33 protein-coding genes are annotated in these 26448 nt (G+C 74.6%); 18 read left to right on the top strand and 15 right to left on the bottom strand.

The annotated features are described in order from the left end of the window. Positions 1-13 precede the first annotated feature (13 nt). The gene (locus tag KBX37_RS10370) at positions 14-343 is read right to left on the bottom strand and encodes a DUF3817 domain-containing protein (RefSeq protein ID WP_210775676.1); all 330 of its coding nucleotides are present in this window, start codon (positions 341-343) and stop codon (positions 14-16) included. Between the two features lie 25 nt (positions 344-368). Continuing rightward, entirely contained in the window at positions 369-773 is a 405-nt protein-coding gene (locus KBX37_RS10365) for a hypothetical protein (RefSeq protein ID WP_210775675.1), read from the bottom strand. A gap of 117 nt (positions 774-890) precedes the next feature. On the opposite strand from KBX37_RS10365, the gene KBX37_RS10360 reads away from it, so the two are divergent. Genes KBX37_RS10360 through KBX37_RS10350 form a run of 3 tightly spaced genes read left to right on the top strand, consistent with a single transcriptional unit; the run spans position 891 to position 2107 of the window. Continuing rightward, entirely contained in the window at positions 891-1211 is a 321-nt protein-coding gene (locus KBX37_RS10360; RefSeq protein ID WP_210775674.1) for a DUF6158 family protein, read from the top strand. Continuing rightward, positions 1211-1534, top strand: coding sequence for a hypothetical protein (locus KBX37_RS10355; protein ID WP_210775673.1), 324 nt, complete (start codon positions 1211-1213; stop codon positions 1532-1534). Before KBX37_RS10360 ends, KBX37_RS10355 begins: the two co-directional genes overlap by 1 nt. A gap of 30 nt (positions 1535-1564) precedes the next feature. Next, positions 1565-2107, top strand: coding sequence for a DUF1360 domain-containing protein (locus KBX37_RS10350; RefSeq protein WP_210775672.1), 543 nt, complete (start codon positions 1565-1567; stop codon positions 2105-2107). A 58-nt stretch (positions 2108-2165) separates the two neighbouring features. Here KBX37_RS10350 and KBX37_RS10345 read toward each other — a convergent pair whose 3' ends face one another. From KBX37_RS10345 to KBX37_RS10335, 3 genes are all read right to left on the bottom strand, one after another. Beyond that, complete coding sequence (locus KBX37_RS10345) at positions 2166-2378, bottom strand: hypothetical protein (RefSeq protein ID WP_210775671.1); 213 nt, start codon at positions 2376-2378, stop codon at positions 2166-2168. Between the two features lie 46 nt (positions 2379-2424). Further along, a complete protein-coding gene (locus KBX37_RS10340) occupies positions 2425-2649 on the bottom strand; it encodes a hypothetical protein (protein ID WP_210775670.1) in 225 nt (74 codons plus the stop codon). Between the two features lie 68 nt (positions 2650-2717). Next, complete coding sequence (locus KBX37_RS10335) at positions 2718-3812, bottom strand: 3-deoxy-7-phosphoheptulonate synthase (RefSeq protein WP_210775669.1); 1095 nt, start codon at positions 3810-3812, stop codon at positions 2718-2720. A gap of 306 nt (positions 3813-4118) precedes the next feature. Here KBX37_RS10335 and KBX37_RS10330 point away from each other — a divergent pair, with 306 nt between their 5' ends. After that, a complete protein-coding gene (locus KBX37_RS10330; RefSeq protein ID WP_210775668.1) occupies positions 4119-5273 on the top strand; it encodes an alkaline phosphatase PhoX in 1155 nt (384 codons plus the stop codon). Between the two features lie 97 nt (positions 5274-5370). Continuing rightward, positions 5371-5586 (top strand): hypothetical protein, encoded by a 216-nt coding sequence (locus KBX37_RS10325; protein WP_179801491.1) that lies wholly within the window; start codon positions 5371-5373, stop codon positions 5584-5586. Here the strand turns inward: KBX37_RS10325 and KBX37_RS10320 are convergent. Further along, complete coding sequence (locus KBX37_RS10320; RefSeq protein ID WP_210775667.1) at positions 5553-6296, bottom strand: phosphodiesterase; 744 nt, start codon at positions 6294-6296, stop codon at positions 5553-5555. The two genes, KBX37_RS10325 and KBX37_RS10320, sit on opposite strands and share 34 nt — an antisense overlap. Positions 6297-6404: 108 nt before the next feature. Between KBX37_RS10320 and KBX37_RS10315 the strand changes: the two genes are divergently transcribed. From KBX37_RS10315 to KBX37_RS10290, 6 genes are all read left to right on the top strand, one after another. Continuing rightward, a complete protein-coding gene (locus KBX37_RS10315) occupies positions 6405-7697 on the top strand; it encodes a pitrilysin family protein (RefSeq protein ID WP_210775666.1) in 1293 nt (430 codons plus the stop codon). Next, positions 7694-9040, top strand: coding sequence for a pitrilysin family protein (locus tag KBX37_RS10310; protein WP_210775665.1), 1347 nt, complete (start codon positions 7694-7696; stop codon positions 9038-9040). Before KBX37_RS10315 ends, KBX37_RS10310 begins: the two co-directional genes overlap by 4 nt. Positions 9041-9112: 72 nt before the next feature. Then, the gene (locus KBX37_RS10305) at positions 9113-10138 is read left to right on the top strand and encodes an aspartate-semialdehyde dehydrogenase (protein ID WP_210775664.1); all 1026 of its coding nucleotides are present in this window, start codon (positions 9113-9115) and stop codon (positions 10136-10138) included. 233 nt (positions 10139-10371) lie between these two features. Next, complete coding sequence (locus tag KBX37_RS10300; protein ID WP_210775663.1) at positions 10372-10812, top strand: PPOX class F420-dependent oxidoreductase; 441 nt, start codon at positions 10372-10374, stop codon at positions 10810-10812. Between the two features lie 99 nt (positions 10813-10911). Next, positions 10912-11601: a TMEM175 family protein gene (locus KBX37_RS10295; protein WP_210775662.1), complete on the top strand. Its 690-nt coding sequence runs from the start codon at positions 10912-10914 to the stop codon at positions 11599-11601. A 64-nt stretch (positions 11602-11665) separates the two neighbouring features. Further along, the gene (locus KBX37_RS10290) at positions 11666-12082 is read left to right on the top strand and encodes a CBS domain-containing protein (RefSeq protein ID WP_088960657.1); all 417 of its coding nucleotides are present in this window, start codon (positions 11666-11668) and stop codon (positions 12080-12082) included. 69 nt (positions 12083-12151) lie between these two features. Here KBX37_RS10290 and KBX37_RS10285 read toward each other — a convergent pair whose 3' ends face one another. Continuing rightward, the gene (locus KBX37_RS10285; RefSeq protein ID WP_210775661.1) at positions 12152-13261 is read right to left on the bottom strand and encodes a DNA glycosylase AlkZ-like family protein; all 1110 of its coding nucleotides are present in this window, start codon (positions 13259-13261) and stop codon (positions 12152-12154) included. 147 nt (positions 13262-13408) lie between these two features. Between KBX37_RS10285 and KBX37_RS10280 the strand changes: the two genes are divergently transcribed. After that, complete coding sequence (locus KBX37_RS10280; protein WP_210775660.1) at positions 13409-13780, top strand: SCP2 sterol-binding domain-containing protein; 372 nt, start codon at positions 13409-13411, stop codon at positions 13778-13780. Further along, positions 13780-15840, top strand: a complete 2061-nt coding sequence (locus KBX37_RS10275; RefSeq protein ID WP_210775659.1) for an amylo-alpha-1,6-glucosidase — start codon at positions 13780-13782, stop codon at positions 15838-15840. The genes KBX37_RS10280 and KBX37_RS10275 overlap by 1 nt, the downstream gene beginning before the upstream one ends. A 30-nt stretch (positions 15841-15870) precedes the next feature. Here the strand turns inward: KBX37_RS10275 and KBX37_RS10270 are convergent, their stop codons facing one another. Beyond that, positions 15871-16233, bottom strand: coding sequence for a VOC family protein (locus tag KBX37_RS10270; RefSeq protein ID WP_210775658.1), 363 nt, complete (start codon positions 16231-16233; stop codon positions 15871-15873). Positions 16234-16284: 51 nt separating this feature from the next. Next, the gene (locus KBX37_RS10265) at positions 16285-16932 is read right to left on the bottom strand and encodes an alpha/beta hydrolase (RefSeq protein WP_210775657.1); all 648 of its coding nucleotides are present in this window, start codon (positions 16930-16932) and stop codon (positions 16285-16287) included. A 134-nt stretch (positions 16933-17066) separates the two neighbouring features. Between KBX37_RS10265 and KBX37_RS10260 the strand changes: the two genes are divergently transcribed. From KBX37_RS10260 to KBX37_RS10250, 3 genes are all read left to right on the top strand, one after another. After that, complete coding sequence (locus KBX37_RS10260) at positions 17067-17816, top strand: 1-acyl-sn-glycerol-3-phosphate acyltransferase (protein ID WP_210775656.1); 750 nt, start codon at positions 17067-17069, stop codon at positions 17814-17816. Positions 17817-17945: 129 nt separating this feature from the next. Continuing rightward, a complete protein-coding gene (locus KBX37_RS10255; RefSeq protein ID WP_210775655.1) occupies positions 17946-18554 on the top strand; it encodes an isochorismatase family protein in 609 nt (202 codons plus the stop codon). A gap of 4 nt (positions 18555-18558) precedes the next feature. After that, positions 18559-19506 carry a GlxA family transcriptional regulator gene (locus tag KBX37_RS10250; RefSeq protein ID WP_210775654.1) on the top strand — a complete coding sequence of 316 codons (948 nt, stop codon included), beginning with the start codon at positions 18559-18561 and terminating at the stop codon, positions 19504-19506. On the opposite strand, the gene KBX37_RS10245 is transcribed toward KBX37_RS10250, so the two are convergent. From KBX37_RS10245 to KBX37_RS10225, 5 genes are all read right to left on the bottom strand, one after another. Then, the gene (locus KBX37_RS10245; RefSeq protein ID WP_210775653.1) at positions 19461-20201 is read right to left on the bottom strand and encodes a hypothetical protein; all 741 of its coding nucleotides are present in this window, start codon (positions 20199-20201) and stop codon (positions 19461-19463) included. The two genes, KBX37_RS10250 and KBX37_RS10245, sit on opposite strands and share 46 nt — an antisense overlap. A 73-nt stretch (positions 20202-20274) precedes the next feature. Beyond that, positions 20275-20991 (bottom strand): response regulator transcription factor, encoded by a 717-nt coding sequence (locus tag KBX37_RS10240; RefSeq protein WP_210775652.1) that lies wholly within the window; start codon positions 20989-20991, stop codon positions 20275-20277. Further along, positions 20961-22151 (bottom strand): hypothetical protein, encoded by a 1191-nt coding sequence (locus KBX37_RS10235; RefSeq protein WP_247657526.1) that lies wholly within the window; start codon positions 22149-22151, stop codon positions 20961-20963. The genes KBX37_RS10240 and KBX37_RS10235 overlap by 31 nt, the downstream gene beginning before the upstream one ends. Beyond that, positions 22141-23319: a sensor histidine kinase gene (locus KBX37_RS10230; RefSeq protein WP_210775651.1), complete on the bottom strand. Its 1179-nt coding sequence runs from the start codon at positions 23317-23319 to the stop codon at positions 22141-22143. Before KBX37_RS10230 ends, KBX37_RS10235 begins: the two co-directional genes overlap by 11 nt. 111 nt (positions 23320-23430) lie before the next feature. Then, complete coding sequence (locus KBX37_RS10225) at positions 23431-24240, bottom strand: class I SAM-dependent methyltransferase (protein ID WP_210775650.1); 810 nt, start codon at positions 24238-24240, stop codon at positions 23431-23433. Positions 24241-24449: 209 nt separating this feature from the next. On the opposite strand from KBX37_RS10225, the gene KBX37_RS10220 reads away from it, so the two are divergent. After that, positions 24450-24959: a hypothetical protein gene (locus KBX37_RS10220; protein WP_210775649.1), complete on the top strand. Its 510-nt coding sequence runs from the start codon at positions 24450-24452 to the stop codon at positions 24957-24959. A 135-nt stretch (positions 24960-25094) separates the two neighbouring features. On the opposite strand, the gene KBX37_RS10215 is transcribed toward KBX37_RS10220, so the two are convergent. After that, positions 25095-25634: a DUF4240 domain-containing protein gene (locus tag KBX37_RS10215; RefSeq protein WP_210775648.1), complete on the bottom strand. Its 540-nt coding sequence runs from the start codon at positions 25632-25634 to the stop codon at positions 25095-25097. A 99-nt stretch (positions 25635-25733) separates the two neighbouring features. Here KBX37_RS10215 and KBX37_RS35600 point away from each other — a divergent pair, with 99 nt between their 5' ends. Next, positions 25734-26384, top strand: a complete 651-nt coding sequence (locus tag KBX37_RS35600) for a VOC family protein (protein WP_210775647.1) — start codon at positions 25734-25736, stop codon at positions 26382-26384. Positions 26385-26448: the final 64 nt, after the last annotated feature.

Below are 26448 nucleotides of genomic sequence, written 5' to 3'. Positions count from 1 at the left end.
CCCCCGCGCGGGCCTAGCGCGCGGCGACCGGCTCCGGGGCCTGCGGCTGCCGCGCGGCGAGATCCCGGGTGACCCTGCGCTCGGCGACGAACGACACGAACGGCACCGTGCCGGCGAGCATCACCAGCAGCATCCGCTTGAGCGGCCAGTTCACCCGGCGGCCCAGGTCGAAGGTGGCGGCCAGGTACAGCATGTAGAGCCAGCCGTGCGCGGTGCCGACGACCGCCACCACGATCGGCTCGTCGAACGCGTACTTCAGCGGCATGCCGATCAGCACCAGCACGGCCAGCGCCACGCCCACGATCCATGCGATCACGCGGTACCGGGTAAGGGCTCCGCCCACCGTCGTCCGTCCTTCCGCACCGGCCTCAGCCGGGATAGTCACCGGGCCTCGCGCCCGGATTGGCGTTCAACCATGTCAGGTAGCGGTTGTACTCGGTCAGGTCCGCGTCGTCCGGGGCGTCGACCGCAGCCGGCACCCGGGCCACCCGCACCGGGCGACGTACCGCCGGGGTGCCCGGATCCGGCGCGGCGCCACCGGCCGCCTCCGGCGCGGCGGCGGCCGGGCCGCGCAGCGTGTGCCGGACCTCACGCCACCAGACGAAGACCACGAAGCCGGCGAAGATCGGCCACTCCACGGCGTACGCCCAGCTCAGCGTGTTGCCCGAGGCCGCCCGGCTGATCTGCCACCAGCCCAGCGCCAGGAACCCGACGACCAGCACGACCATGGCCACGTGGCGGGCGATCCACGCCGGTGTCCAGAGCCGTTTCATGGCATCGAGCGTACCGGGGCGGCCCGGCGTCTCCGACGCGGTGTCGTAGGAGGGTTTGGTGACACCCCGGCTGGGCATCCGTCTAGATGCCAGCCCGAACGAGCCCGAGGGGGCGACATGACCGAATCAGTACGCCAGTCCGGTGACGTCAGCCCGGAGCAGCGGATGACGGAGTGGGACGGCGACGACGCCCGCGACACGTCGGCCTCCGGCGCGCACGTCGACGGAGAGCTGCTCGGGGTGGACCCGGCGGAGCTGGAGGACGAGGACCTGATCCGGGAGATGCAGAGCCTGCACCGCACCCGGCTGGACACGTTGCGCCACGCGGCCGACTCCGCGCTCGCCCACCACCTGCGCCGCACCGCCGAGCTGGAGACCGAGTACCTGGCCCGGCACCCTGGGCGCGAGGTGGATCCGAGCCGGCTGCGGGACGCCTGATGGGCACGCACGCCGAGCGGGGGATGTCCGCGCCGCCCGAGGTGGTGTTCAACACCGCGACCGACCCGGATCGGGCCTCGGCCTGGCTGCCGGAGCCACTGCGGGCCGACGGTGGGGAGCACCCCCAGGCCAGCGCCGACGACCTGCGGGCCCGGTGGAGCAGCGACTCCGCCCCCGGGTGGTCGGCGGAGATCCAGGTGGAACCGGCCGACGCCGGCGGGTCCCGGGTCCGCCTCGACCTGACCGGCGGGGACGACGGCCTGGCCGACGAGACCCTGACCAACCTCGCCCGCGAGGTGGCCGACAACCTGACCGCGGGATGAGCGGAACGTGACGGACAACGAGGAGACGTGGTGACCCAGGGCGGCCTGAAGCAGAAGGTGGCGCGGCTGCGCCAGGCGTACGCGCCGCACGAGCACCGGCCGCTGGGCGGTTACCTGGCCGCGATGGGCACGTACGCCACGGTCACCGCGTCCCTGGCCGGCCTGGTCCGGGCGACCGGCCGGCCGGTGCCGGACCGGCCCGCCCCGGCCGACGTGGTGCTGCTCTCCATCGCCACGCACAAGCTCAGCCGGCTGCTCTCCAAGGACGCGATCACCAGCCCGTTGCGGGCCCCGTTCACCCGCTACGACCACCCGATCGGCAGCGGCGAGGTGATGGAACACGTCCGCGACCGGGGCAGCTCGACCCGGCACGCCATCGGCGAGCTGCTGAGCTGCCCGTTCTGCCTGGCCGTCTGGGTGGCCACCGGCCTCACCGGCGGCCTGGTGCTCGCGCCCCGGCTGACCCGGCTGGTGGCCCCCGCGCTGACCGCGGTCGCCGCCTCGGACTTCCTCCAGATGGGGTACGCCGTCGCCCAGCGGGCCGCCGAGGGCGGGGACCCCGACGAGAAGTGACCCCGTACGCGCGAAGGGGGCCGGCACTGTTGCGCCGGCCCCCTTCGCGTCGTCCCGCTCAGGTCGGGGTGGTGCCGCCATCCTCGCCGGCCCAGCCGCGCGAGGCCTCCGGCTCACGCTCGTCGGAGTCCTCGTCGGTGATCACGTCGCGGTCGACCGCGGTGCGGTCGTGCTCGGCGGCGAAGTCGGGCTCGGGAACGGTGTCCCGGCCCCCCGGGGGCTGGCCGAGCGCCGGCACGGACTCGTGTTCGTGCCCCTCGTGGTGCGTCATGCCGTCGTCCTCTCGTCGTCCTCGTCCACCCCCGTGCGCCGCACGCTCAGGCCGCCGAACCGCCCAGCAGGTCGGCCGCCTCGTCCGCCGCGTACTCGCCCTGGGGGAGCGCGGCGATCCGGGCGAGCAGCGTCGGCGGCAGCTCCGCGGCGACCGCCCGGCGGTAGATGTTCGCCTGGGTGATCCGCTCCTGCCCGTGGTAGATGTCGTCGAGCAGCTCGTCGAGCTGCCGGGTGTCGACCTCGTCGGTCACCGGTGCGTCATCGGTCACTCCGCCCAGCTACCCCCACCCGAATCGCCCAAACCCGCGCAGAGGCTGTCGGGTCTCCCGACGCCCGCTCAGGCGGGGGTGGGCAGGGCCGCCCGGCGGGCGCGCGCGGCGGCGGCCAGGTGGTCCAGGACCTCGGCGGTGGTTTCCCAGCCGATGCAGGCGTCGGTGACCGAGCGGCCGTAGGTCAGCTCCCCGGTCGGGTCCAGGTCCTGGCGGCCGTCGAGCAGAAAGCTCTCCAGCATGATGCCGACGATCCCGCGCTGCCCGGCGGCGAGCTGGGCGGCCACGTCGGCGGCGACCTTCGGCTGGTTGCGGTGGTCCTTGCCGCTGTTGGCGTGGCTGGCGTCGACCACCAACCGCTCGGGCAGGCCGGCGGCCCGCAGCAGCTCCAGCGCGCCCGCCACCGACTCCGCGTCGTAGTTCGGCCGGCCGCCGCCGCCGCGCAGCACCAGGTGCCCGTCGGCGTTGCCCCGGGTGTGCATGATCGCCGGGGTGCCGGAGACGTCGATGCCGGGGAATACGTGCGGCACGCCGGCCGCCCGGATCGCGTCCACCGCCGTGCCGATGCTGCCGTCCGGGCGGTTCTTCATGCCGATCGGCATGGACAGCCCGGAGGCGAGCTGCCGGTGCACCTGGCTCTCCACCGTCCGGGCGCCGATCGCGCCCCAGGCCACCGTGTCGGCGATGTACTGCGGGGTGATCGGGTCCAGGAACTCGCAGCCCACCGGCAGGCCGAGGCGGAGCACGTCCAGCAGCAGCGCCCGGGCGGTCCGCAGGCCGAGGTTGACGTCGCCGGAGCCGTCCAGCGCCGGGTCGTTGATCAGGCCCTTCCAGCCCACCGTGGAACGCGGCTTCTCGAAGTAGACCCGCATCACCACCAGCAGGTCCTCGGCGTGCCGGTCGGCGGCCTCGCGCAGCAGGTGGGCGTACTCCAGGGCGGCGGCCGGGTCGTGCACCGAGCAGGGGCCGACCACCACCAGCAGGCGGTCGTCGGCGCGGTCCAGCACCCGGCCGACCGCGCGTCGGCCGGCCAGCACGGCCGAGGCGAGCGGGGCGTGCAGGGGCAGGTCGTGCAGGAGCAGGGCGGGCGTGGTCAACGGCACGACGCGGTCGATCCGTTGGTCGATGACCGCGTCGGTCTCCGGGGTGGTCACGGTGGGCATCCTCTCGCCGACCGTGCCCGGGGCCGGTGCCCGGGTGGAGCCGGCTGCTCGTACGCAGAAGGGCAGGAGCTTCAAGCTCCTGCCCGGCCGGCTCGAAAACGAAGGTGACGTCAGCTCATGGCGAGGTCACCGGCGTCGGAGCCGGCTGCCCAAACCATCGATACGAGCGCGTCACGTCGGCCAGCGTACCCGACCGTACGGGCAAGGCTCACCGGGGCGTCCGGAAAGTCTCGCCCGATGTTTACCTCCATCGATGCAACCACGGGTAACTTCATCGGCACCGCTCGCACCCTCCGGAGGTAACCGATGGATCGTCGTACCGTCCTGCGCGCCACCGCTGCCGGCGGGGCCGCCGCCTTCGCCGGCAGCCTCTGGTCCGGCGCCGCGCTCGCCGCCCCGGCCCAGCCGGGCGTCGGCCCGTACGGGCCGCTCGGCACCGCCGACGCCCGCGGCCTCCAGCTGCCCGCCGGCTTCACCAGCCGGATTGTCGCCCGGTCCCGGCAGGTCGTGGCCGGCACGTCGTACACCTGGCACGACGCCCCGGACGGCGGCGCCTGCTTCGCCACCGGCACCGGTTGGATCTACGTCTCGAACTCGGAGATCGCCACTACCGGGGGCGCCTCGGCGGTCCGGTTCAACGCCGACGGCACGATCGCCTCGGCGTACCGGATCCTGTCCAACACCAACCGCAACTGCGCCGGTGGGGCGACCCCGTGGGGGACCTGGCTCTCCTGCGAGGAGGTCAGCCGGGGCTACGTCTACGAGACGTACCCGCAGGGCGGCCGGGCCGCGGTGCGCCGGCCGGCGCTGGGCCGCTTCAACCACGAGGCGGCGGCGGCCGACCCGGTCCGCCAGGTGATCTACCTGACCGAGGACGAGAGCAGCGGCTGCTTCTACCGGTTCCGCCCCACGGTCTGGGGCGACCTCTCCGCCGGCACCCTGGAGGTGCTGGTCGCCGGCACCGCCACCAGCGGCCCGGTGAGCTGGGCCCGGGTGCCCGACCCGGACGGCTCGCCGACCTACACTCGCCAGCAGGTCTCCGGCGCGAAGAAGTTCAACGGCGGCGAGGGCTGCTGGTACGCCGACGGCACCTGCTGGTTCACTACCAAGGGCGACAACCGGGTCTGGGCGTACGACGCGCTCAACCAGCGAATCGACCTGGCGTACGACGACTCGCTGGTGACCGGCGGCACGGCGCCGCTGACCGGGGTGGACAACATCACCGGCGCACGCTCCGGCGACCTCTACGTCGCCGAGGACGGCGGCAACATGGAAATCGTTTTGATCACTCCGGACGCCGTTGTCACGCCCTTCGTCAGGCTTACGGGCCAGTCCTCGTCGGAGATCACCGGCCCGGCGTTCTCCCCGGACGGCAGCCGGCTCTACTTCTCGTCCCAGCGCGGCACCTCCGGCTCCTCCTCCGGCGGGATCACCTACGAGGTGCGCGGCCCGTTCCGCTGAGCGTCCTGCGGGGGCGGTCCGGCGCCGGATGGCGCCGGACCGGCCTGCGGGCGATCTTGTGGCGTGTCGGGCGGGCCGGCGGGGTATGAGATTCGGCATGAGTCACGAGCAGAGCGACCAGGAGCGGGTCGAGTCCCGCGCCCACCTGCTGCCCGAGGAGGCGTCGGTCGGCAGCGAGGACGCGCAGGCGCAGGCCGACGCCATCCTCACCGAGTCCGACATCCGGGAGGAGGACCAGAACGCCGCCCCGGACACGGTGCTGGAGCACCGCACCTCTGATCAGACCGTGACCCCGATCGAGCCCCCCGACTGATCGACCGCCCCCCGGGCCCGGCGGGAACCCCGGTAGGCCTGCTCGCGCAACCAGGCGAGCGGACCCACCGTCCGCAGGCCCGCCGGCAGGTTCCGTACCGGGTCGAAGGCCAGCGCGGCGTCCGTCCGGGCGTCCAGTTGCCCGCCGAGGGTTACCTGGCCGAACGGCCGCCACGGCCCGACGGCGGACGCGACCGCGAGCACCAGTCGCGGCGCGTCCGCCCGGGTCGCGGCGGCCACCTCGGCCAGCGTCCGGCCCAGGTCGGGGGAGTCCGGGTCGGCCAGCGCCGCCAGCCACAGCCGCCGCGTCCCGGCCCGGAACGGCATGATCGTGCTGTACGTCCCGGCGAAGCGCCGCCGGGGCAGCGGCACGTTGCGCAGCACCGGGGCGGCCCCACTCGAGCTGACCAGCAGGTCGAACGCCCGGGCGTCGGCCAGGTGCAGCCGGACCGCCAGCCCCAGCACGTCCGGCCAGCCGTCCGGGGTGGGCACGCCGCGGGAGAACCGGACGGTGGCGCGGTGCCGGCCCGGCTCGTCGAGCAGCGCGACGCCGGTCGGCGGTCCGGGCGTACCCCAGATCATCACCTCGGCGGTGAACGACCGGCCGGTCGGGTGCAGCAGGCGGGCCCCGCGCCAGCGGGTCAGGACGGCGGCGGCCCCGGCGACGGCGACGGCCGCGCCGGCGGCGACGGACTCCGAGGGGGTCGGCATGCCCTCTGCGGTACCCCGCGCCGCCCGGTAGATGCCCGCCGCGCCGCGTGGGCTCGCCGACGGATGAGCAGTCCCCTTTCCGCCCGGGAGATCGGATAGCGTCGGGTCATGCCCGACAGCGGTTACCCCTGGCCCATCGAGACGACCCGACTGGACAACGGCCTGCGCGTGGTGGTGAGCGAGGACCGCACCGCTCCGGCGGTGGCGGTCAACCTCTGGTACGACGTGGGCTCCCGGCACGAGCCGACGGGGCAGACCGGTTTCGCCCACCTCTTCGAGCACCTGATGTTCGAGGGCTCGCTCAACGTCGCCAAGACCGAGCACATGAAGCTCATCCAGGGCTCCGGTGGCTCCCTCAACGCCACCACCAACCCGGACCGGACGAACTACTTCGAGACCGTCCCGGCCGAGCACCTGGAGCTGGCGCTCTGGCTGGAGGCCGACCGGATGGGCGGCCTGGTCCCGGCGCTCACCCAGGAGACGCTGGACAACCAGCGCGACGTGGTGAAGAACGAGCGCCGCCAGCGCTACGAGAACGTGCCGTACGGCGACGCCTGGCTACGGCTGCTGCCGCTGCTGTATCCGCCCGGCCACCCGTACCACCACGCGACGATCGGCTCGATGGCCGACCTGAACGCCGCCGACCTGGCCACCTTCCAGGCGTTCCACACCACCTACTACGCGCCCGACAACGCGGTGCTCACCGTCGTCGGCGACGCCTCCGCCGCCGAGGTCTTCGCGCTCGCCGACAAGTACTTCGGCGCGATCCCCGTACGCGAGGAGATCCCGGCCGCGCCGGACGGCCGGACCGTCACGGCCACCGGCCGGGCCGCCGTCGAGACCGTCACCACCGACGTCCCCGCCCCCCGGGTGTACGTCGCGCACCGCACCCACCCCTTCGGCACCCCCGGGTACGACGTGGCCACCGTCCTCGCCGCGGTGCTCGGCAGCGGCCGGGGCAGCCGCCTCTACCAGCGCCTCGCGGACGGGGAACGGATCGCCCAGCCGGACCTGGTCGGCGCGTACGGAGTGGACCTGGCGCACGCCCCGGCGCCGCTGATCGCCACCGCCACCGCCCGCACCGGGGTGGGCGCCGAGCGGCTGGCCGCCGGGGTCGCCGAGGTGGTCGACGAGCTGGCCACCGTGCCGGTGACCCACGCCGAGCTGGACCGCGCCAAGGCGCTGCTGAGCACCGCCTGGTGGCGGCAGATGTCCACGGTGGACGGCCGGGCGGACACCCTCGGCCGGTACGCCACCCAGTTCGGCGACCCGGCCAAGGCCGCCGAGCGGTTGCCGGCCTGGCTGGCGGTGACCGCCGACCAGATCGCCGAGCAGGCCGGCGAGCTGCTCGGCGCCGACGACCGGGTGACCCTGACCTACCTGCCGGAGGAGACCCCATGACGCTGATCACCGCCCGTCCCGGCGCGGGCACCCCCCGCCCGTACCGGTTCCCCGCCGTGGTCCGCCGGGAGGTCGCCGGCGGCCGGGTGGTCGCCGCGCACCTGCCCGGGCAGAACCTCGCCGTGGCGGTGCTGCTGCTCGACGCCGGGGCCGGCCGTGAGCCGGTCGGCAAGGAGGGGCTCGGCGGGGTGCTGGCCAAGGCGTTGGAGGAGGGCACCGCCCAGCGGGACGCCACCACCTTCGCGCTCGCCGTCGAGGGGCTCGGCACCGAGCTGGTGACCGGGCTGGACTGGGACTCCTTCCAGGTCAGCGTGCAGGTCCCGGTGGACCGGTTGAGCGCGGCGGTGGAGCTGCTCGCCGAGGCGGTCCGGACGCCCCGGCTCGACCCCGACGACGTGCGCCGGGTCCGCGACGACGAGGCGACCGCGCTGCGGATGGACTGGGCCAACCCCGGCCCGCGCGCCGACGCGGCGCTGCGCGCCGACCTCTTCGGCGCCGACAACCGGTGGGGCCGCCCGATGTACGGCGACCCGGACTCGGTGGCCGCCCTGGACGTCGAGGACGTCACCGTCTTCCACTCCGAGTGGTTCCTGCGGCCCGGCACGCTGATCGTCGCCGGCGACCTGGACCGCCTCGACCTGGACGCGCTCGCCGCGGCGGCGTTCGCCGGCACCGGCGGCGGCCCGGCCGACCGCGGTGGCCCGATCGAGGTGCCGCTGCACACCGGGCGGCGGATCCTCCTGGTGGACCGACCCGGCTCGGTGCAGTCCACGCTGCGGCTCGGGCACCCGTCGCCGCACCGCGCCCACCCGGACCACGTGCCGATGACGCTCGCCGGCACGGTGCTCGGCGGGGCGTTCACCTCCCGCCTCAACCACCTGATCCGGGAGGTGCGCGGCTACACGTACGGCATCCGGGGCGACTTCGCCTCGTCCCGCCGCTTCGGCCGGTTCGCGGTCAGCTCCGGCGTGCAGAACGCGGTGACCGCGCCGGCCCTGGTGGAGGCGGTCGGGGAGATCACCCGTACCCGGGTCGGCGGGGTGACCGCCGACGAGCTGGCGGTGGCCAGCTCCTGGCGGGCCGGCCAGTTGTCGGTCGAGTTGCAGAGCCCGCGGGCGATCGCGTCGGCGCTGACCACCCTGGTGGTGCACGACCTGCCGGACGACTACCACGCCCGGCTGCGGGAGGCGCTGCTCGCCGCCGATGTGGCGGAGGTCTCCGCCGCGGCCGCCGCCCACCTGCACCCGGAGTCGCTGACCCTGGTGGTGGAGGGCGACGCGGCGGTGATCCGCGACGAACTCGTCGCGACCGGGCTCGGCGAGGTGACGGACGCCACGCTCTGATCGGGGCGAATCCGGTCCGGGCGGTGGGAAAGCATTCCCGCCCGGACCGGCCGCCTGGGTAGCCTCGCGGGCATGAGGATCGGCATTGTGGGGGCCACCGGCCAGGTCGGTGGCGTGATGCGGCAGGTGCTGGCGGAGCGCGACTTCCCGGCGGAGCAGGTGCGGTTGTTCGCCTCCGCCCGGTCGGCCGGGCGCACGCTGCCCTGGCGCGACGGCGAGGTGACGGTCGAGGACGCGGCGACCGCCGACTACTCCGGGCTGGACATCGTGCTCTTCTCGGCGGGCAAGGGCACCGCGAAGGAGCTCGCCCCCCGGGTCGCCGCCGCCGGCGCCGTGGTCATCGACAACTCCTCGGCGTTCCGGATGGACCCGGAGGTGCCGCTGGTGGTGGCCGAGGTCAACCCGCACGCCGCCGCCGTCCGCCCGAAGGGCGTCATCGCCAACCCGAACTGCACCACGATGGCCGCCATGCCGGTGCTGCGCCCGCTGCACGCCGAGGCGGAGCTGGTCGGCCTGGTCGTCTCGACGTACCAGGCGGTCTCCGGGGCCGGCCTGGCCGGGGTCGCCGAGCTGGACGAGCAGGTCCGCAAGGTCGCCGAGGACGCCGCCGCGCTCGCCTTCGACGGCGCCGCCGTGCAGTTCCCCACGCCGCGCTCCTTCGCCCGGCCGATCGCCTTCAACGTGCTCCCGCTCGCCGGCTCGATCGTCGACGACGGCTCGTTCGAGACCGACGAGGAGCAGAAGCTGCGCAACGAGAGCCGCAAGATCCTGGACATCCCGGGGCTGAAGGTCTCCGGCACCTGCGTCCGGGTGCCCGTCTTCACCGGTCACTCGCTGCAGATCAACGCCCGGTTCGCCCGGCCGCTCACCCCGCAGCGGGCCCGTGAGCTGCTCGACGGCGCGCCCGGCGTGGCCCTGTCCGAGGTGCCGACCCCGCTGGAGGCCGCCGGCCAGGACCCGACGTACGTGGGCCGGATCCGCGCCGACGAGACCGTCGAGCACGGCCTGGCGCTGTTCTGCTCCAACGACAACCTGCGCAAGGGCGCCGCGCTGAACGCGGTGCAGATCGCCGAGCTGGTCGCCGCCGAACTCCGCTGAGCGGCCCGCCCGCCCCTCCGCCGGCCCGGCCCGGCCCGGCCACCGCCAGCCCCGTCCGGCCCGCCGTGCCCGTCCGGCCCACCGCCGGCCGGTGCGGCGGTCCGGTGAGCGGGCCGGCAGGGGCGGGACGGTCGATCCGGGTGCGGGCGACCCGCCAACCCGGCATATTGGTGCCTCTCAGGTGTGTCGCCCGCGCGGCGAACCACGCCGTCGACGTCGACGCGGAGGATCCCATGGCGGACGAACGGACCCGAGCGGCCCTGACCGGTCTCATCGCCGGCCGCCGGGTCGGCGTGCTGGCCACCATCAAACGGGACGGCCGGCCGCAGCTGTCCAACGTGCTCTACGCCTTCGACCGGGAGCGTGAGCTGATCCGGGTCTCGGTCACCGACGGCCGGGCCAAGACCGCCAACCTGCGCCGCGACCCCCGGGCCAGCTTCCACGTCAGCAGCGACGACGGCTGGGCGTACGCGGTGGCGGAGGCGCGGGCCGAGCTGACCCCGGTGGCGGCCGGGCCGGACGACCCCACCGTCGAGGAACTGATCGGGCTGTACCGGGCGGTGCAGGGCGAACACCCCGACTGGGACGACTTCCGCGCCGCCATGGTCGCCGAGCGGCGCCTCGTGCTGTGCCTGCACTTCGAGCGGCTCTACGGCATGCCCCCGCCCGGCTAGGAGCTGTAGGGGCGGCGGTGTGGCGGCGGCGGCCCGGCGGGTATACCGGGCTCCTGCGTGACGCCGGCGACCGCACGGCCGGCGGGAACGGGGGAGCCGATGGGCGCCGAGCGGGCACGACCGGACCCGATCGCGGCGCAAAAGGAGGCGGCGCTGCGGTCGGACACCGCACGGGCCGTCGGGTTCAGCGACGCCGTCTTCGCCATCATCATCACGGTGCTGGTCCTGGAGCTGAACCCGCCCGAGGTGCAACCCGGCGGGATGGGGCACCTCCTGCTCGAACAGGGGCCCACCTACCTGGCGTACGTGACGTCGTACCTCTGGGTCGCGGTGGGCTGGCTCAACCACAAGGGCACCTACCACCGCATCCGCAGCACCGATCGCGGCCTGCAATGGTGGAACCTCGGGGTGCTCTTCAGCACCGCGCTGCTGCCGTTCGCCACGGTCGTCGTCTCCCGGTCGGTGCAGGCCGGCGACCGGGCCGACGAGACGGTGGCGGTGGTGCTGTACGCGGCGGTCGGGGTGATCCTCTCCGCCGCCTGGCTCGGGCTCTACCACTACCTCAGCCGGCACGAGGACCTGTTGCAGGAGCGCGTCCCGGCCCGGTTCTTCGCCGTCGAACGCGGTCGGGCGGTGCTCGGCATCGGCGCGTACGCGGTCGCCGCGCTGGTCGGCTGGCTGGGCGGCGTGTCGGTGGCGCTGGTGATCTTCCTGCTGCTGCCGCTGTTCTACGCGCTGTCCAGCAACGGCTTCTACGACCTGCGGCGGCGGCTGCGGCGGCACCGGTGAGCACGCGTTACCTGCTGCGGCGTGGCGGGTAGACGGGGCCTGCCGACACCGAGAGGGGAGCACCATGACAACGGTCGGAGAGTTCATGACGACCCGGTTGGTGACGATGGACGGCAACGACACGCTCACCGCGGCGGCGCAGGAGATGCGCGACAGCGCGATCGGCGACGTGGTGGTGACCGCAGGAGACGACGTGGTCGGCATCGTCACGGATCGGGACATCACGGTCCGTGCGGTGGCCGAGAACATGGATCCGAACACCACCAGGCTCAACCAGGTCACCAGCAAGGACGTGGTGACGGTCAGCCAGTACGACGACGCCGTCGCCGCGGCCGACCTGATGCGCACCTACGCCGTACGCCGGCTGCCGGTGATCGACGACGGCAAGCTGGTCGGCCTGGTGTCGATGGGTGACCTGGCGGTCGAGCGGGAACCGCAGTCGGTGCTGGCCGACATCAGCGCCGACGAGCCCAACAACTGACCTGTCCGCCGCGGGCCGTGACGCCGGCTCCCCTCGTGGGGGCCGGCGTCCGTCCTGCCCGGGGGTCCCTCAGCCGGACTCCACCCGGACCGTCACGGCGGACGCCCCACGGGCCAGTCGTACCGTCTCCGCCTCCGCCTCGATCCGCTCGCCGGCCCGAGCCGACAGCCGGGTGAACGGGGTGACGGTCAGGTCGAGCCGAGCCCGACCAGACTGCCTGGCCCGCCAGGTGCCCCTGATCTCGCCGTCGACCAGCAGCGCACCCGGGTTGCCGAGCATCCGCCACAGCTCTCGCTGGTGCGCCGGGTCGGGGACCAGGACGTCCCGGTCCCGCGCCTGCAGGAACGGGTCGCCGGTCGGCAGGAGGCGGACGCCGTCCAGCGGCTCGGCGCCACGCAGCGCGTCCAGGCGGTCGGTGGGCAGCCACGCCCGCCGGCCGCCCGCCCGGACCTCGGTCAGCTCGGCCGCCGGCCACACTGCCCGCAGCTCGGTGGCGGAGGTGCCCAGGAAGCCGGCCACGTCCGCCACGGTGGCCGGCCCGAGCAGGCGGAGATACGCCAGCACCAGGCCCGCCGTGCCCGCCGCCCGCGTGGGCAGGGGCGGCCGGTCGGCCAGCGGCGCCAGCCGGGCCCCCCGCCCGGACACCTCGAGCCGGACGCCGCCGGCCAGCCCGGCCTGCTGGAAGAGGGACCCGGAGACGTGCCGCGCCGCGCAGGGCCCGCAGTCGTAGCTCAGCTCGGCGGGGATGCGGTCGCTGACCGCCCGGCTCACCGCGCCCTTGTCCATGGCGGTGGTGACCACCTCCCGGAAGGCCTGCGCGGTGCGCTGGAAGGCGACCGTGCCGAGCTTCGTCACCCCGGCGCGGATCCGCCCGGCCACCCGGCGCGCGGCGTCGGCGTCGCTGAGCGGCCACAGCGCGGCGGCCAGCCCGGTCAGCTCGGCGCGGCGGTGCAGGTGCGGCGCTCCCCGGGCGGCCCAGACCAGCTCCAGGCGGTCGTCGTCGAGGCCGGCGGCGCCGCGCGCGGCCAGCGCCAGCCGGGCCGAGCCGTAGGGGGTGTCCGGCACACCCAGGTCGAGCACCGCCAGGTCGGCCGGGCGCAGCCCGGGCCGGTCGAGCTGCTGCGCCGCGGCCCGGTGAGCCAGCACCCGGCCGCGGTCGACCGTCGGCACCGTCGCCATCGGCCCTCCCGTCGTCGTCCGTCGAGCAGGCTACTGCGCCGGTACGACGCCCGCCCGGACTCACCCGATCCGGGCGAGGTTGACGGCGTGCCGGACGGGGACCCGGTCGGCGTACGTCGTGATGCCGTGGATCGACGGGGGGAGTGGATGGTGGACCCGACCACGAGTTTCTTCGAGGATCTCGACCGGCGGGGTTACGAGCCCCTGCTGGACAAGACCTCCGGGACGTTGCGCTTCGACCTGCACAAGGGGGCGCAGACGACGCACTGGCTGCTCCAGATCGACCGGGGCAGGCTCGCGGTGAGCCAGGAGGACCGGGAGGCGGACACGGTGATCGGCACCGATCCGGTGTTCTTCGGGGACATGGTCGCGGGCCGCGAGAACGCGATCGCCGCGGTGCTGCGGGGCGACATGACCATCTCGGGTAACCCGCGACTGTTGCTCCAGGTGGAACGGATCTTCCCGGGTCCCGTCACCTCCACCGGCCCCCGCCACGAATTCCGCAGGGAGGCCCGCTGATGGCGCAGAGCAACACGATCCGCATCCTGGACGGCAACACCTTCGTCGTCTCCCAGGACACCGGCGACATCGAGGCGACGCCGAGCGAACCGACCGGCCTGTTCAACCTCGACACCCGCTTCCTGTCGAAGTGGGTGCTGACGGTCAACGGCGAGCGGCTCAACGCGCTCTCCTTCGACGACCTGCAGTACTACGAGGCGCGGTTCTTCCTGGTGCCCGGCATGGCCACCCACTACATCGACGCCAAGCTGTCGATCATCCGGGAGCGCGCCGTGGGCGGCAGCTTCCGTGAGCAGGTGACCATCCTCAACCACGACGAGAAGCCGGTGGACCTGGAGATCCGGATGGACGCCGGCTCCGACTTCGCCGACCTGTTCCAGGTCAAGGACGAGATCCTGAACAAGAAGGGCGAAATCTACACGGAGGTGGAGGCGGACCGGCTGCGCCTGGGCTACCGGCGGGGCAACTTCCGGCGGGAGACGGTGATCTCGGCGTCCCGCCCGGCCCGCTACGACAAGAACGGGTTCGCGTTCAGCGTCCACCTGGAGCCCAACGAGCAGTGGGACACCAACATCGACGTGCAGACGCACGCGCTCGGCCCGGGGGGCCGGGACCTGCGGATGGGAGTGCAGGCGCACGGCACCGAGCGGCTCGCCCTCCAGCACGACCTCGAGGAGTGGGTCGCCAAGGCGCCCAAGGTCAACAGCGAGCACCCCGAGCTGGCGTCCATTTACCGGCGCAGTCTGATCGACCTGGCGGCGCTGCGCTTCTCGCCGCTGTCCCTCGGTGGCCAGACGCTCCCCGCGGCCGGCCTGCCCTGGTTCATGACGATGTTCGGCCGGGACAGCATCCTGACCTGCCTCCAGGTGCTGCCGTTCGCCCCCGAACTGTCCAGGACCACGCTGCGCATCCTCGGCGCGTTGCAGGGCACCCGGTTCGACGACTTCCGGGACGAGGATCCGGGCCGGATCCTGCACGAGATGCGCTACGGCGAGACCGCCGCCTTCGAGGAGCAGCCGCACTCGCCGTACTACGGGTCGGTGGACGCCACGCCGCTCTTCGTGATTTTGCTCGACGAGTACGAGAAGTGGAGCGGGGACGTCGCGCTGGTCCTGGAGCTGGAACGGGAGTGCCGGGCCGCGCTCAAGTGGATCGACAACTACGCCGACCTGGTCGGCAGCGGCTACATCTGGTACGAGCGGCGCAACACCGAGACCGGCCTGGAGAACCAGTGCTGGAAGGACTCCTGGGATTCGATCCAGTACCGCGACGGCACGCTGCCGCCGTTCCCCCGGGCCACCTGTGAGGTGCAGGGCTACGCGTACGACGCGAAGCTGCGCGCCGCCCGGCTGGCCCGGGAGTTCTGGAACGACCCGGGGTACGCCGACCAGCTGGAACGGGAGGCGGCGCAGCTCAAGGAGCGGTTCAACCGGGACTGGTGGGTGGAGGACGGCGAGTACTACGCCCTCGCCCTGGACCCGGAGGGGCGCCAGTGCGGCACGTTGAGTTCCAACATCGGGCACCTGCTGTGGAGCGGGATCGTCGACCAGGACCGGGCCGAGAAGATCGCCCACCACCTGGTCGGTCCCCGGCTCTTCTCCGGCTGGGGGGTGCGCACCCTCGCCGAGGGCGAGGTCCGGTACAACCCGATCGGCTACCACAACGGCACGATCTGGCCCTTCGACAACTCCTTCATCGCCTGGGGCCTGCGCCGGTACGGCTTCAACGAGGAGGCCGCCACCATCGCCAGCGGGATCCTCGACGCCGCCCGGTACTTCAACGGGCGGCTGCCGGAGGCGTTCGGCGGCTATCCCCGGGAGCAGACCAAGTTCCCGGTGGAGTACCCGACCGCGTGCAGCCCGCAGGCGTGGTCCACCGGCACCCCGCTGCTGCTGCTGCGCACCATGCTCGGGCTGGAGCCGCACGAGGGGCACCTGGCGGTCGAGCCGATGCTGCCGGTGGGCATGGGGCGGATCGAGGTGCTGGACATCCCGGGCCGGTGGGGTCGGGTGGACGCCTTCGCCCGGGGCCGGTTGGACATGGAGAAACTCGTCGAGTGAGCCAGTTTCGCCTGCTCTCCCGCCGCCCGCTCAGGGCCGGTGGGGGAGCAGGCAGAACTCGTTGCCCTCGGGGTCGGCGAGGACCGTCCAGCCCGGCAGCTCCCGGACCACGGTGGCGCCGGCCGCCAGCACGTCGGCCCGCTCCTCGGCGTCGCCCACCAGGTCGAGGTGGATCCGACCGGGGGCGGGCAGGTCGGGCACGGGGGAGATCCAGACGTCGGGGCGGTGCCCGTGCGGGTCGCGCAGCAGCACCGACTCGCCCGGGTCCAGCGACCGGTCGGCGAGCTTCGCCTCGTCCTCCGGCACCACGGGCAGCCCGGTGACCACGCTCCAGAAGGGCGCCAGCAGGTACGGGTCGCGGCAGTGGATCACGATGGAGTGCAGCTCCGGCATGCGTCGACGGTAGCCCCGCCGACTCCCCGTGGGCGGAGGATTCTCCGCCGGTCAGCGGGCCGGCAGGACGGTGTCGAGGAACGCGGCGGTGACCGCACGGATGTCCGGCCGGTCCAGGGCCGGGGCGTGGCCGCCGTGGGTGATCCAGGTGTGGGTGGGATGGCCGGCGGCGACGAGCGCCCCGGTGAGGGCGACCGACTGGCCCACCGGCACGGCCGCGTCGCCGGTGCCGTGCACGAGCAGCACCGGCACCCGGTTGCCGAGGTGGCTGGCGACGGTCGAGTCGACGGTGGCGGGGTCACCGGCGGCCGGCGGGTGGCCCAGCAGGTCGGCCCACGGGTCGTCGGGCCCCCGCGACCGGCGCCACTCGTCGTCCAGCGGGTCGCTCACCGGCCAGTACGCCAGCCCCGCCGCCACGTCGTCCGGCCGGTCGATCCCGCGCAGCGCCAGGTGCAGGGCCAGGGTGCCGCCGGCCGAGTCTCCGCCGACGAGCAGCGGCAACCCGCCCGCCTCCTCGCGGGCGGCCCGCGCCGCCCGGCGTACGTCGTCGAGCTGCGCCGGCCAGTGCGCCTGGTGGGAGAAGCGGTAGGTCCCCGCCGCCACCCGCAGCCCGAGCCGGGCCAGGGTTTGGCCGTCCTCGTCCGACCGGCCACGCCATCCGCCGCCGTGGATCCAGAGCAACACCGCGCGTTCCGTCATCCCGCCATCCTGGGCCGGGGGCGTCGGCCGGGGCGAGCCCTTCTGCCAGCGGCAGAGCGACGGACCCGGGGCCGCAACACCGGGGCCGTCTCCGGCCCTACGGGTCCGTAACCTACGCGGGGTAAAGTTGGCGAATGTCGGAACTCGTGTACCCCCCTGTGATCGCCGCCGCCAAGACGATGTTCCGGGTCCTCGACCTGCGCCTGACCGTCGAGGGCAGCCACCACGTCCCGCGTACCGGCGGGGCCGTACTGGCCAGCAACCACGTCAGCTACCTCGACTTCATCTTCTGCGGCTACGGGGCGCACGAATCCCGCCGGCTGGTCCGGTTCATGGCGAAGCACGAGGTCTTCGCGCACAAGGTCTCCGGCCCGCTGATGCGCGGCATGAAGCACATCCCGGTGAACCGCCGGGCGGGGGCCGGGTCGTACAACGCCGCGGTGGACGCGCTCCGGCGCGGCGAGGTGGTCGGCGTCTTCCCCGAGGCGACGATCAGCCGCTCGCTCACCGTCAAGGAGCTCAAGAACGGGGCCGCCCGGATGTCGCAGCAGGCCTCCGTGCCGCTGCTGCCGGTGGCGCTCTGGGGCACCCAGCGGCTCTGGACCAAGGGCCGGCCGAAGAACCTGACCCGCCGGCACACCCCGATCACCATCCTGCTCGGCGAGCCGATGGACCCGGCGGACTGGCCGGACGCCGCCGCCATGACCGTCGAGCTGAAGAGCCGGCTGTCCGCCCTGGTCGACCGGGCCCAGCGGGAGTACCCGGACAAGCCCGCCGGCCCGGAGGACGCCTGGTGGCAGCCCGCCCACCTCGGCGGCACGGCCCCCACCCTCGAGGAGGCGGCCGAGCTGGACCGGCGCGGGCGGCGCACCGCCGCCTCCTGAGGCTTCCGCTCCGGCTCCGCCCCGCACGACGCCCCGCCTTCCGTGGGCCGGGGCGGTGACCGGATCGTTCCGCAGCCGGGCATGATGGTGTCTGCCGCCCCGGCAGCCACCCGGCCAGGATCTACAGCCATGAGCAGAGCAGCACTCGTCGTCATCGACGTCCAGGAGTCCTTCCGTCAGCGCCCGATCTGGGCCCACGCGTCGCAGCCCGACATCGTGCGCCAGGTCGACCGGCTGGTCGACGCCGCGCGTCGCCGAGGCGACCTGGTGGTCTGGGTCCTGCACGCCGAGCCCGGCAGCGGGACCGTCTTCGACCCGGCGCTCGGCCACGTCCGGCTGATCGAGGGGCTGACCCCGGTGGCCGGCGAGCCCACCCTGGTCAAGACGTCGCACAACGCCTTCACCACCACCAACCTCCAGCAGATCCTCACCATGGCCGGCATCCGCGAGCTGTCCGTCTGCGGCATCCGCACCGAGCAGTGCGTCGAGACCACCACCCGGGTCGGCTGCGATCTGGGCTACGAGATGACCTTCGTGACCGACGCGACGGTGACCTTCCCGACCCCGCACCGGGACCTGCCGCCGACCGCCACCGTCGAGGAGATCCTCGCCGATCCGCGCACCCTCTCCGGCGAGGAGATGACCGCCCGGACGGAGTACGCCCTCGCCGGCCGCTTCGCCATCGTCCGCACCGTCGACGAGGTGGCCGGGGCGACCCCGGTCGGCGCGCGGAGCTGACCCGATGGCCCGGGTCGTCTTCCTGCTGGTCCCGCAGCTGCACCTGCTGGACCTGGCCGGCCCGGCCCAGGTCTTCTCCGCCGCCGCCGACAACGGGTACGACTACCGGCTGCACTACGTCGCCGAGCGGGACACCGTGCCCACCGTGCAGGGCGTACCGCTGGGGGCCGCCACCGGCTGGCCGGAGCTGGACGCGGACGACCTGGTGGTCGTACCCGGCTGGCGGCTGCGGGCGCACGGCCCGGCGGGGCCGGTCGGCCGGGACGACCTGCGGCGCCTGGCCGACCACCACGCCCGCGGCGGCACGGTGGCCAGCATCTGCGCCGGCGCGTTCGCGCTCGGCCGGGCCGGCCTGCTCGACGGCCGGCGCTGCACCACCCACCACGAGGTGCAGGACGACCTGGCCCGGGTCTTCCCGGCCGCCCGGGTGGTCCGGGACGTGCTCTACGTGGTGGACGACCGGGTGGTGACCTCCGCCGGTATCGCCAGCGGCATCGACGTGGCGCTGCACCTGGTGGCCACCCGGCACGGCCCGGCCGCCGCCGCCCGGATCGCCCGCACCCTGGTGGTCCACACCCGGCGCAACGGGCACGAGCAGCAGGCCAGCGCGATGATGCGGCACCGCTCGCACCTGTCCGACGCGGCCCACCGGGTGCAGGACCTCATCGACAGCCGGTTCTCCGAGCCGCTGCCGCTGGCCGACCTGGCGGCCGCCGGCGGGGTCGCGGAACGCACCCTGACCCGACTGTTCCGCCAGGCCACCGGGCTCACGCCGCTCGGCTACCAGCAGCTGCTGCGGGTCGAGCGGGCCGAGCACCTGATCGGGCACGGCGCGACCGTCGAGTCCGCCGCCCGGGCCGTCGGGTTCACCGACGCCCGGATGCTGCGCCGGCTACGGGCCCGGGCTCACTCGCCGACCGCGTCCCGCGCCGACGGCGCCGGCGTGCGGTAGTAGTCGTCCCGGGACAGGAACTCCACCGGCAGCGAGCCGGGCAGCGTCACCCGGACCACCCCGTCCAGCGGACCGGGCGCCGCCCGGCGGGCCAGCTCGTCGCGCTCCGGCGGGGAGAGTTCGACCAGGTCCGGGTGGCTCAGCCGGAACGTGGCCACCGACCGGCGGACCAGCCGGGCCAGCTCCGTCACCGTGTCGGCCGGACCGCCGAGGGCGAGCGCCGGCTGCTGGATGGTCCGCAGCGCGTCGCAGACCACCAGCAGCTCCCCGTCGGCCTTCGAGTCCGGGGCGGGCCCGTCCGCTGCCGGGCCGGCGGGTGGCGGCAGCTCCAGGCGGGACGGCCACTGCCAGCGGATCTGGCCGCTGACCAGGCGGGACAGCCGAAGAGCGCGCCGGTGCCGGGCGTCGCTACGGCCGTCCCGCCCGGAGACCACGGACAACTCGGCGCCGGCGCACACGTACGCCAGCCGCCGGTCGGTGACGGTGACGGTGGCCGGCGCGGGCAGCACCCACTGCCGCCGGGTGCCGGTGGGGCTGAGCAGGCAACCGGCCACCGGCGTACGCAGCCGCCGCAACACCCGCTCGCCCGGCTCGGGGACCAGCTCGTAGCGCCGGTCCAGCACCGGCCGGAGCTCGTCGCCCGGCGCGTCGAAGCGGTGCGGTGCGATGAAGAACGGGGACGCGTCCTCGCGCATCGTCACGACCTCCCGGCGGTTGACCTCCTGCCGGTAAGCCTCGCCCAGCCCGCCGGGCCTGTCATGACAGCCGTTAGGGGGTCGGCCGGTCGGCCGCCGCCTGCGACCGGTAGATGCCGATCTCCTCCGGTCGGACGAGGCCGTCCTCGATCGCCCGGGCCAGCAGCGCCGCCTTGGTCGCCGCCGGCCGGCCCGCCCGGGTGTACTTGATCCGCGCCCGGTCCACGTACTGCTTGACGGTGTGTTCGCTGATCCGCATCCGACGGGCCACCGACGCCTTCGACATCGACTGGAACCAGAGCAGCAGCGCCTCCCGTTCCTTGTCGGACAGGGCCGGGCGGTCGGGGCGGGGGTCACCCACCATCGCCCCGGCCAGCGCCGGTGGCACGTACGGGCGGTCGCTGGCGGCGGCCAGCACGGTCGCCACGCAGTGTTCCCGCCCCTCGTGCTTGGCCAGGAAGGCCGCCGCCCCGGCGTCCAGCGCGGCGAGCATCGTCGCCGGGTCGGTGTGCTCGGAGTAGACCACCACCCGCCGACCGGCGGCGCTCAGCTCGGCCAGCTTGTCGAGCACCATCCGCCCGTGCAGGCGCAGGTCCAGCAGGACCACGTCGGCGTCCGGCGCGTCGCGCAGCACCTGGTCCGGATCGTCCCCGGCGGCCAGGACGCGCAGCCGCGGCTCGGCGGCCAGCCAGGCCCGCACCCCGTCGATCACCACCGGGTGGTCGTCCACGATGGCCACCCCGACGGGCCGGTCCCCGCTCACGTCCTGCGCCACCGGGTCTGCGTCCACCTGATCTCCCCGTCCCGCTCCTGCACGTGCTCCACCTGGCCGTCGTCCTCGGCGTGGCTGGGCGGACCGGTCCCGGCGGAATCGTCCACCTCGGGAGTGACCAGGCTGACCACCACCTCGTCCGGGCCGGCGACCACGGTCAGCCGGGCCCAGCGCCGTGCCTCGGCCAGCGCGGCGGTCGGCGGGTCCACCAGCCGGCGGCGGACCTCCACCGGCAGCGGCGGGGGCGTGCCGATGGCGACCAGGTCGATCGGCAGGCCGTTCCGCTCGGCCAGGTCGGCGGCGGCGCGCAGCTCGTGCAGCAGCGGGTCCGGCACGTCGTCCGACTCGGCGATCAACCGGCGCAGCCGGGCCGCGGCGAGCACGCACCGGCGCTGCACCAGCGGGTCGGCCGGATCGGCGCGCCCGTCGGCCAGCTCGGCCAGCACCTCCTCGGCGGCGCCGCTGACCAGGGCGAGCCGGGCCTGCCGCTCCCGCCGGGCCCGCTCGGCGGCGTCCCGCTCGGCGGCGACCGCCAGGGTTGCCGTCGCCGTCGCGGCGCGTTGCCGGGCCAGGCCGGCGATCACCGCCGCGCCGGCGAAGACCGCGATGGGCAGCGACGACGTGCCGTAGACGTACATCGCGTACCGGGTCAGGTCGGCGGGGGCGGTCGCGCCGTGCCCGAGCAGCGCGGCCAGCGCGATCAGCGAGTGGGCGGCGAGCAGGGCGAGCAGCCAGGGGATCCGCCGCCCCCAGAGCACCACCACGAAGAACCAGCCGAGGGTGCCCCAGACCCAGTTGGCGGCGGTGAACAACAGCTCCCGCCCGCTGGCTGCGAAGACCGCCGCGTCCACCGCCAGCAGCACCGCGACCAGCGGCAGTGCCGGCGGCCGGGCCCCGCCCAGCAGCCGGGCCCCGGCGTACCCGCCGGTCGCGGCGACGACCAGCCAGCCGGCCGCGACCACCGTCGGCGCCGCCAGCTCGGACCACGACCCCAGCAGCGCCGGCAACCCGATCACCGCGTGCCAGACCAGCGCGATGGCGACGGCCGCGATCCGGGCGCCCCGGTCCGAGGCGCGGGCCACGTCGACCGCCGGGACGTCGTCCGGCGGCGGGCGGCTCGCCGGGGACGGATCGACCCGGGGTACGGCGACCGGGCCGGTGTCGAGGTCAGCCGACATGGGGCCATGCCAACCGGATCCGGGTGCCCTCGCCGGGGGCGGAGGTCACCTGCGCGTGCCCGCCGACCTCGGCGAGCCGCCCGCGTACCGACTCGCGCAGCCCGTACCGGTGGGCCGGGACGGCGGCCGGGTCGAAGCCGGGACCGTCGTCGACCAGCTCGACCACGACGGTCTCCGCCTCGGTGGTCAGCCGCAGCGTCACGGTCGCGCCGGGCGCGTGCCGGGCCACGTTGGCCAGCGCGGCGGCGGTGGCCTCCGCGAGCGCGGTGGCGGCCGGGGCCGGGGCGGCGCAGGGTGCCAGCTCGGCGGTCACCGCCAGCTCCGGGTGGGCGTGGCGCACCGCCCGCAACCGCTCGTCGACCGCGACCCGGCCGGCGACCGGCGCGGACCGCGCGTCGGCGAGCCCGACGAGGGTACGCAGGTCGGCCCCGGCCCGCCGGCGCAGCGCCGGCGACCCGTCGGGCAGCGCACCGAGGCCGACCATGGTGAGCGTGCCGAGGACGGTGTCGTGCAGGTCGCGGTTCTGCCGTCGCTCGGCCTCCCGGGCGGTACGGGCGATCAGCGCGTCCCGGCGCAACCCCTGATAGCCGGCGAAGGCCCGGTCGGCCCGGCCGATCCGCCAGCGCATGACGGCGGTCATCATCGCCGCCAGCCCGGTCTGCCCGAGCAGGGTCGCCGCGTGGGCGGTGGCCTCGGCCGGGTTGCCGGCCGCGGTGGCGCCGGTGGCGTAGACGGCGGTGAGCAGCAGCCCCGCCGGGACCGACCAGCGGGCGGCGGCGGTGGCCTGCGTGTTGATCACCGTGGTGCTGGCCAGCACCGCGATCCAGCTGCCCTCACCCGGCAGCACCTCCGGCGCGACCAGGTGGGGGATGAGCAGGCACGCCGCCGTGGTGAGCGCCACGTCCCCGGTGACCAGCGCGGGGCCGATCCCGGCGCGCAGCGCGCGGACGGCGTAGAGCACCGACCACGCCGTCAGCACCGCGACCGCCACGAGCAGCGCCCCGGTCCGCACCGGCGGGGTGCGCACCGCCAGCGCGGTGACCGCCCCGACCAGCCCACAGGTGAGCCGCAGCAGGGCCGGCAGGGTGGTGAAGATGAGCGTGAACGCGCCACCGGCCGGCCGGTCCAACAGCGACGGCGGCGAGGTCGGAGCGGGTACGGCCGACATCGGGGAGGCGTCCTTCGGGCAGCGACCCGTCCGGGTCCGCGCAGCGGTAGATCGACGACGGAGAATAGCACGATTCCGATCACCTTCGGTGCGCGTCGGGTCGCTGACAGGTCAACAGGCTCCCACCGTCGCGACGGCGAGCAGGTGGCAGCTGACCCCGATCACCGCCGGGTCGCACTCGAACGCCCGCGCGCAGGCGACCGCCTCGCGGAACAGCGTGGACTCCTCGGCCGCGCCGAGCGTCTCCAGCACCGGCCAGAGCGGACCCTCGATGCCGTACACGGTGACCGCCGGCAGCCCGGCGGCGGTGAACTCGTCCACCAGCTGCTCCGGGCGGTGGAAGTAGGCGGTGGTGAAACCGGTGGCCGGGTCGTTGACCCCCGTCGCGTACCCAGCCAGGATCGCCGGCCGGGTGTCGTCGTCCACCCGGCCCTGCCGGACCAGGTCGATCATCGGGGTGTTGCGGCTGATCGCGGCGGCCAGCACCGGCCCGCCCGGACGGGTGACCCGGGCGGCCTCCCGCAGCGCGGTGACCCGGTCGCCCCGCTCGGTCAGGTGGTACAGCGGGCCGAGCAGCAGCGCGGCGTCCACACTGGCGTCGGCGTACGGCAGGTGCCGGGCGTCGCCCGCGCTGGCGCTCGCCACCGGGTGGTCGCGCCGGGCCGCCGCCGCGTGCGCCGGCACCAGGTCGACCAGGTGCACCGGGTGGCCGGCGGCGGCCAGCCAGCCCGCGTACGCCCCCGGGCCGCCGCCCAGGTCGAGCACCGTCGCGGGCGGTGGCGGCAGCAGCCGCGCCAGCAACTCCCGGGTACGGGCCCGCTCCAGCCGCCCCTGCGGCGTGCGGTCCAGCCGGCCGGCCTCGTCGTAGACGTCTGTGTAGTAGCGGCGGATGTCCGGCTCGGGCGCTCGGGTCGACGGCATCCGTCGATGGTGGGGCGTGGACGCGCCGCCGTCACCCGGGTTTCCGCGCCGGCCCCTCACGGGGTGTGAGCAGGTGTGCGGTCCTCGCGATCACGACGGGCCGGTGTGACGTATCGGGGGAGGTCGGCGCTGAGGGGCACGGAAGGTGTGGTCCGGAAGGCGCCCCGGGGACACCGCCACTCCGTCATCCCCTCAAGACCGGAGCCCTCATGCTGAACACCGCACTGGCGAAACTGCTCACCCTGAAGGTCGGGGCCACGGCGCTCGCCGTGACCGCCACCGGTGGGGTGGCGCTCGCCGCCGCGAACGGCACCCTGCCGAACCCGCTGACCGGGGCGAGCGCCAAGCCCTCGGCGCACGCCACCGGCGCCCCCGCCGACAAGGTGAAGGGCGAGAAGTCGCCGGGCGCGAAGGGCACCCCCTCGCCGTCCCTGGTCGGCCTCTGCCGCGCCTACACCGCCAAGGCCGGCGACGACCCGGGCAAGGCGCTGGAAAGTCCCGCCTTCACCGTGCTGATCACCACCGCCGGTGGCCGGGAGCAGGTGGCCGGCTACTGCACCACGCTGCTCGCCGCCGAGAAGGGCAAGCCGTCCCCCCGCCCCTCGGTAACGCCCAGCCACCCGACCGGCAAGCCGGACGCGCGACCGACCCCGCAGGAGACCGCCCGTACCGGAGGCCCGGGCGGCGGCCACAAGCCGAGCACACCCACCGCCAGCTGAGCTCCGACGCCGGGCGGGGCACGTCACTCCCCCCTTCCCCCTCCGCCCCGCCCCGGCGTCGGTCAGGCCGCGTCGCACCGATTACTCACCCCCCAGGTCGTCGGGGGGACGGGCGCCGCCCGCCCGTACCGTTGGTCAGCTCGCCGCCCAGCCGGCGGCGTTGCTGGTGGATTCCCGAGAGATACCGGAGCCGGTGTCGGGCCACTGGCCGAAGCGTTCCTCGTGCAGGTGGGCGAAGAGGTAGCACATCTCCTCGCAGTCGGCGTCCAGCACGGCCATCGCCGGGTCGGCGCGCACGGCCTCGTAGAACTCCCGACCCAGCGCGACGATCCAGCCCCGGCAGTAGAGGAACCCGTCGTCGGAGCCGTCGGTCACCTCGTGGACGTCCTCCCGGTCGATGTCGTGGAGCTTTCGCTCGACCACGCGGTCGAGGTCGGTCAGCTCCCGACCGGACAGCTCGGCACAGAGCGCCCGGAGACTGGCGAGGAACGGGTCGAGCCAGTCGTCGATCGCGTACGGGTCGACGTCGTCGGCCTCCGGGTCGCGGGTCGCCAGGGCCCGGCGCAGCGCTGCCGGCTCCGGGCCGAGCCGCTCCCAGGCGGCCTCCACCAGTGCCCAGAAGCGGGCCTCGTCCTCCACAGTGGGCACCCGGATCGCGTCAGCGGTGTCGGTCACCGGCGGAGGGTAGCGAGCCGGACCGACAACCCGGCCCGCCGCTCTCGGCCGGCCGTCGTTGGGCGGCCGGGTGGACGCCCACGGGGCTAGCTTGGGGCCGTGACCGAGCGGATCAGGCCGCGGGAGTTCCACCGGCTCGACGGCGTCGAGGACTGGCGGGTGCTCTTTCACGCGACCTGCGCGCACTTCCGCACCGGGTCGTTCGCCCGGGGCGTCGCCCTGGTGGCGGCGATCGGCGGGCTGGCCGACGTCGCGGGCCACCATCCCCGGGTCGACCTGCGGCCCGACGGCGTGACCGTACGGCTGCCGACGCCCGACGTGGGCTGGCCCAGCGAACGCGACGTCACGCTGGCCCGGCAGATCTCCCAGGCGGCGCGCGAGCTGGACGTGCCCGCCGACCCGGCCGCCCTCCAGCAGGTCAACGTCGCCGTCGACGCCCTCGTCATCCCCGAGGTGCTGCCGTTCTGGCGCGCCCTGCTCGGCTACCGGGACAAGGGGCCCGAGGACCTCATCGACCCGCACGGCCACGGGCCGTCGTTCTGGTTTCAGCAGCTGGACGCCCGGCGCACCGCGCGCAACCGGCTGCACGTCGACGTCTCCGTGCCGCACGACCAGGCCGAGGCGCGCATCGCGGCGGCGCTCGCCGCCGGGGGTCGCCTGGTCACCGACCAGAACGCCCCGACGTGGTGGGTGCTGGCCGACGCCGAGGGCAACGAAGCGTGCGTCGCCACCTGGCTGGGCCGCGACTGAACGTCGGCGAGCCGTCCCGGCGGGGCCCGCCGACAACTCGGTTGCCGCGCTCACCCCGGTTCGC

Source organism: Micromonospora sp. U56 (genome assembly GCF_018070095.1).
GTDB lineage: Bacteria > Actinomycetota > Actinomycetes > Mycobacteriales > Micromonosporaceae > Micromonospora > Micromonospora purpureochromogenes.
This window is presented reverse-complemented; position numbering and strand designations above follow the sequence as displayed.

Coding starts and splice junctions, on each gene's coding strand:
- KBX37_RS10365 (WP_210775675.1), bottom strand. CDS start 773: ATGAAACGGCTCTGGACACCGGCGTGGATCGCCCGCCACGTGGCCATG.
- KBX37_RS10360 (WP_210775674.1), top strand. CDS start 891: ATGACCGAATCAGTACGCCAGTCCGGTGACGTCAGCCCGGAGCAGCGG.
- KBX37_RS10355 (WP_210775673.1), top strand. CDS start 1,211: ATGGGCACGCACGCCGAGCGGGGGATGTCCGCGCCGCCCGAGGTGGTG.
- KBX37_RS10345 (WP_210775671.1), bottom strand. CDS start 2,378: ATGACGCACCACGAGGGGCACGAACACGAGTCCGTGCCGGCGCTCGGC.
- KBX37_RS10335 (WP_210775669.1), bottom strand. CDS start 3,812: ATGCCCACCGTGACCACCCCGGAGACCGACGCGGTCATCGACCAACGG.
- KBX37_RS10330 (WP_210775668.1), top strand. CDS start 4,119: ATGGATCGTCGTACCGTCCTGCGCGCCACCGCTGCCGGCGGGGCCGCC.
- KBX37_RS10325 (WP_179801491.1), top strand. CDS start 5,371: ATGAGTCACGAGCAGAGCGACCAGGAGCGGGTCGAGTCCCGCGCCCAC.
- KBX37_RS10320 (WP_210775667.1), bottom strand. CDS start 6,296: ATGCCGACCCCCTCGGAGTCCGTCGCCGCCGGCGCGGCCGTCGCCGTC.
- KBX37_RS10315 (WP_210775666.1), top strand. CDS start 6,405: ATGCCCGACAGCGGTTACCCCTGGCCCATCGAGACGACCCGACTGGAC.
- KBX37_RS10310 (WP_210775665.1), top strand. CDS start 7,694: ATGACGCTGATCACCGCCCGTCCCGGCGCGGGCACCCCCCGCCCGTAC.
- KBX37_RS10305 (WP_210775664.1), top strand. CDS start 9,113: ATGAGGATCGGCATTGTGGGGGCCACCGGCCAGGTCGGTGGCGTGATG.
- KBX37_RS10300 (WP_210775663.1), top strand. CDS start 10,372: ATGGCGGACGAACGGACCCGAGCGGCCCTGACCGGTCTCATCGCCGGC.
- KBX37_RS10295 (WP_210775662.1), top strand. CDS start 10,912: ATGGGCGCCGAGCGGGCACGACCGGACCCGATCGCGGCGCAAAAGGAG.
- KBX37_RS10290 (WP_088960657.1), top strand. CDS start 11,666: ATGACAACGGTCGGAGAGTTCATGACGACCCGGTTGGTGACGATGGAC.
- KBX37_RS10285 (WP_210775661.1), bottom strand. CDS start 13,261: ATGGCGACGGTGCCGACGGTCGACCGCGGCCGGGTGCTGGCTCACCGG.
- KBX37_RS10280 (WP_210775660.1), top strand. CDS start 13,409: ATGGTGGACCCGACCACGAGTTTCTTCGAGGATCTCGACCGGCGGGGT.
- KBX37_RS10275 (WP_210775659.1), top strand. CDS start 13,780: ATGGCGCAGAGCAACACGATCCGCATCCTGGACGGCAACACCTTCGTC.
- KBX37_RS10270 (WP_210775658.1), bottom strand. CDS start 16,233: ATGCCGGAGCTGCACTCCATCGTGATCCACTGCCGCGACCCGTACCTG.
- KBX37_RS10265 (WP_210775657.1), bottom strand. CDS start 16,932: ATGACGGAACGCGCGGTGTTGCTCTGGATCCACGGCGGCGGATGGCGT.
- KBX37_RS10260 (WP_210775656.1), top strand. CDS start 17,067: ATGTCGGAACTCGTGTACCCCCCTGTGATCGCCGCCGCCAAGACGATG.
- KBX37_RS10255 (WP_210775655.1), top strand. CDS start 17,946: ATGAGCAGAGCAGCACTCGTCGTCATCGACGTCCAGGAGTCCTTCCGT.
- KBX37_RS10250 (WP_210775654.1), top strand. CDS start 18,559: ATGGCCCGGGTCGTCTTCCTGCTGGTCCCGCAGCTGCACCTGCTGGAC.
- KBX37_RS10245 (WP_210775653.1), bottom strand. CDS start 20,201: ATGCGCGAGGACGCGTCCCCGTTCTTCATCGCACCGCACCGCTTCGAC.
- KBX37_RS10235 (WP_247657526.1), bottom strand. CDS start 22,151: ATGTCGGCTGACCTCGACACCGGCCCGGTCGCCGTACCCCGGGTCGAT.
- KBX37_RS10230 (WP_210775651.1), bottom strand. CDS start 23,319: ATGTCGGCCGTACCCGCTCCGACCTCGCCGCCGTCGCTGTTGGACCGG.
- KBX37_RS10225 (WP_210775650.1), bottom strand. CDS start 24,240: ATGCCGTCGACCCGAGCGCCCGAGCCGGACATCCGCCGCTACTACACA.
- KBX37_RS10220 (WP_210775649.1), top strand. CDS start 24,450: ATGCTGAACACCGCACTGGCGAAACTGCTCACCCTGAAGGTCGGGGCC.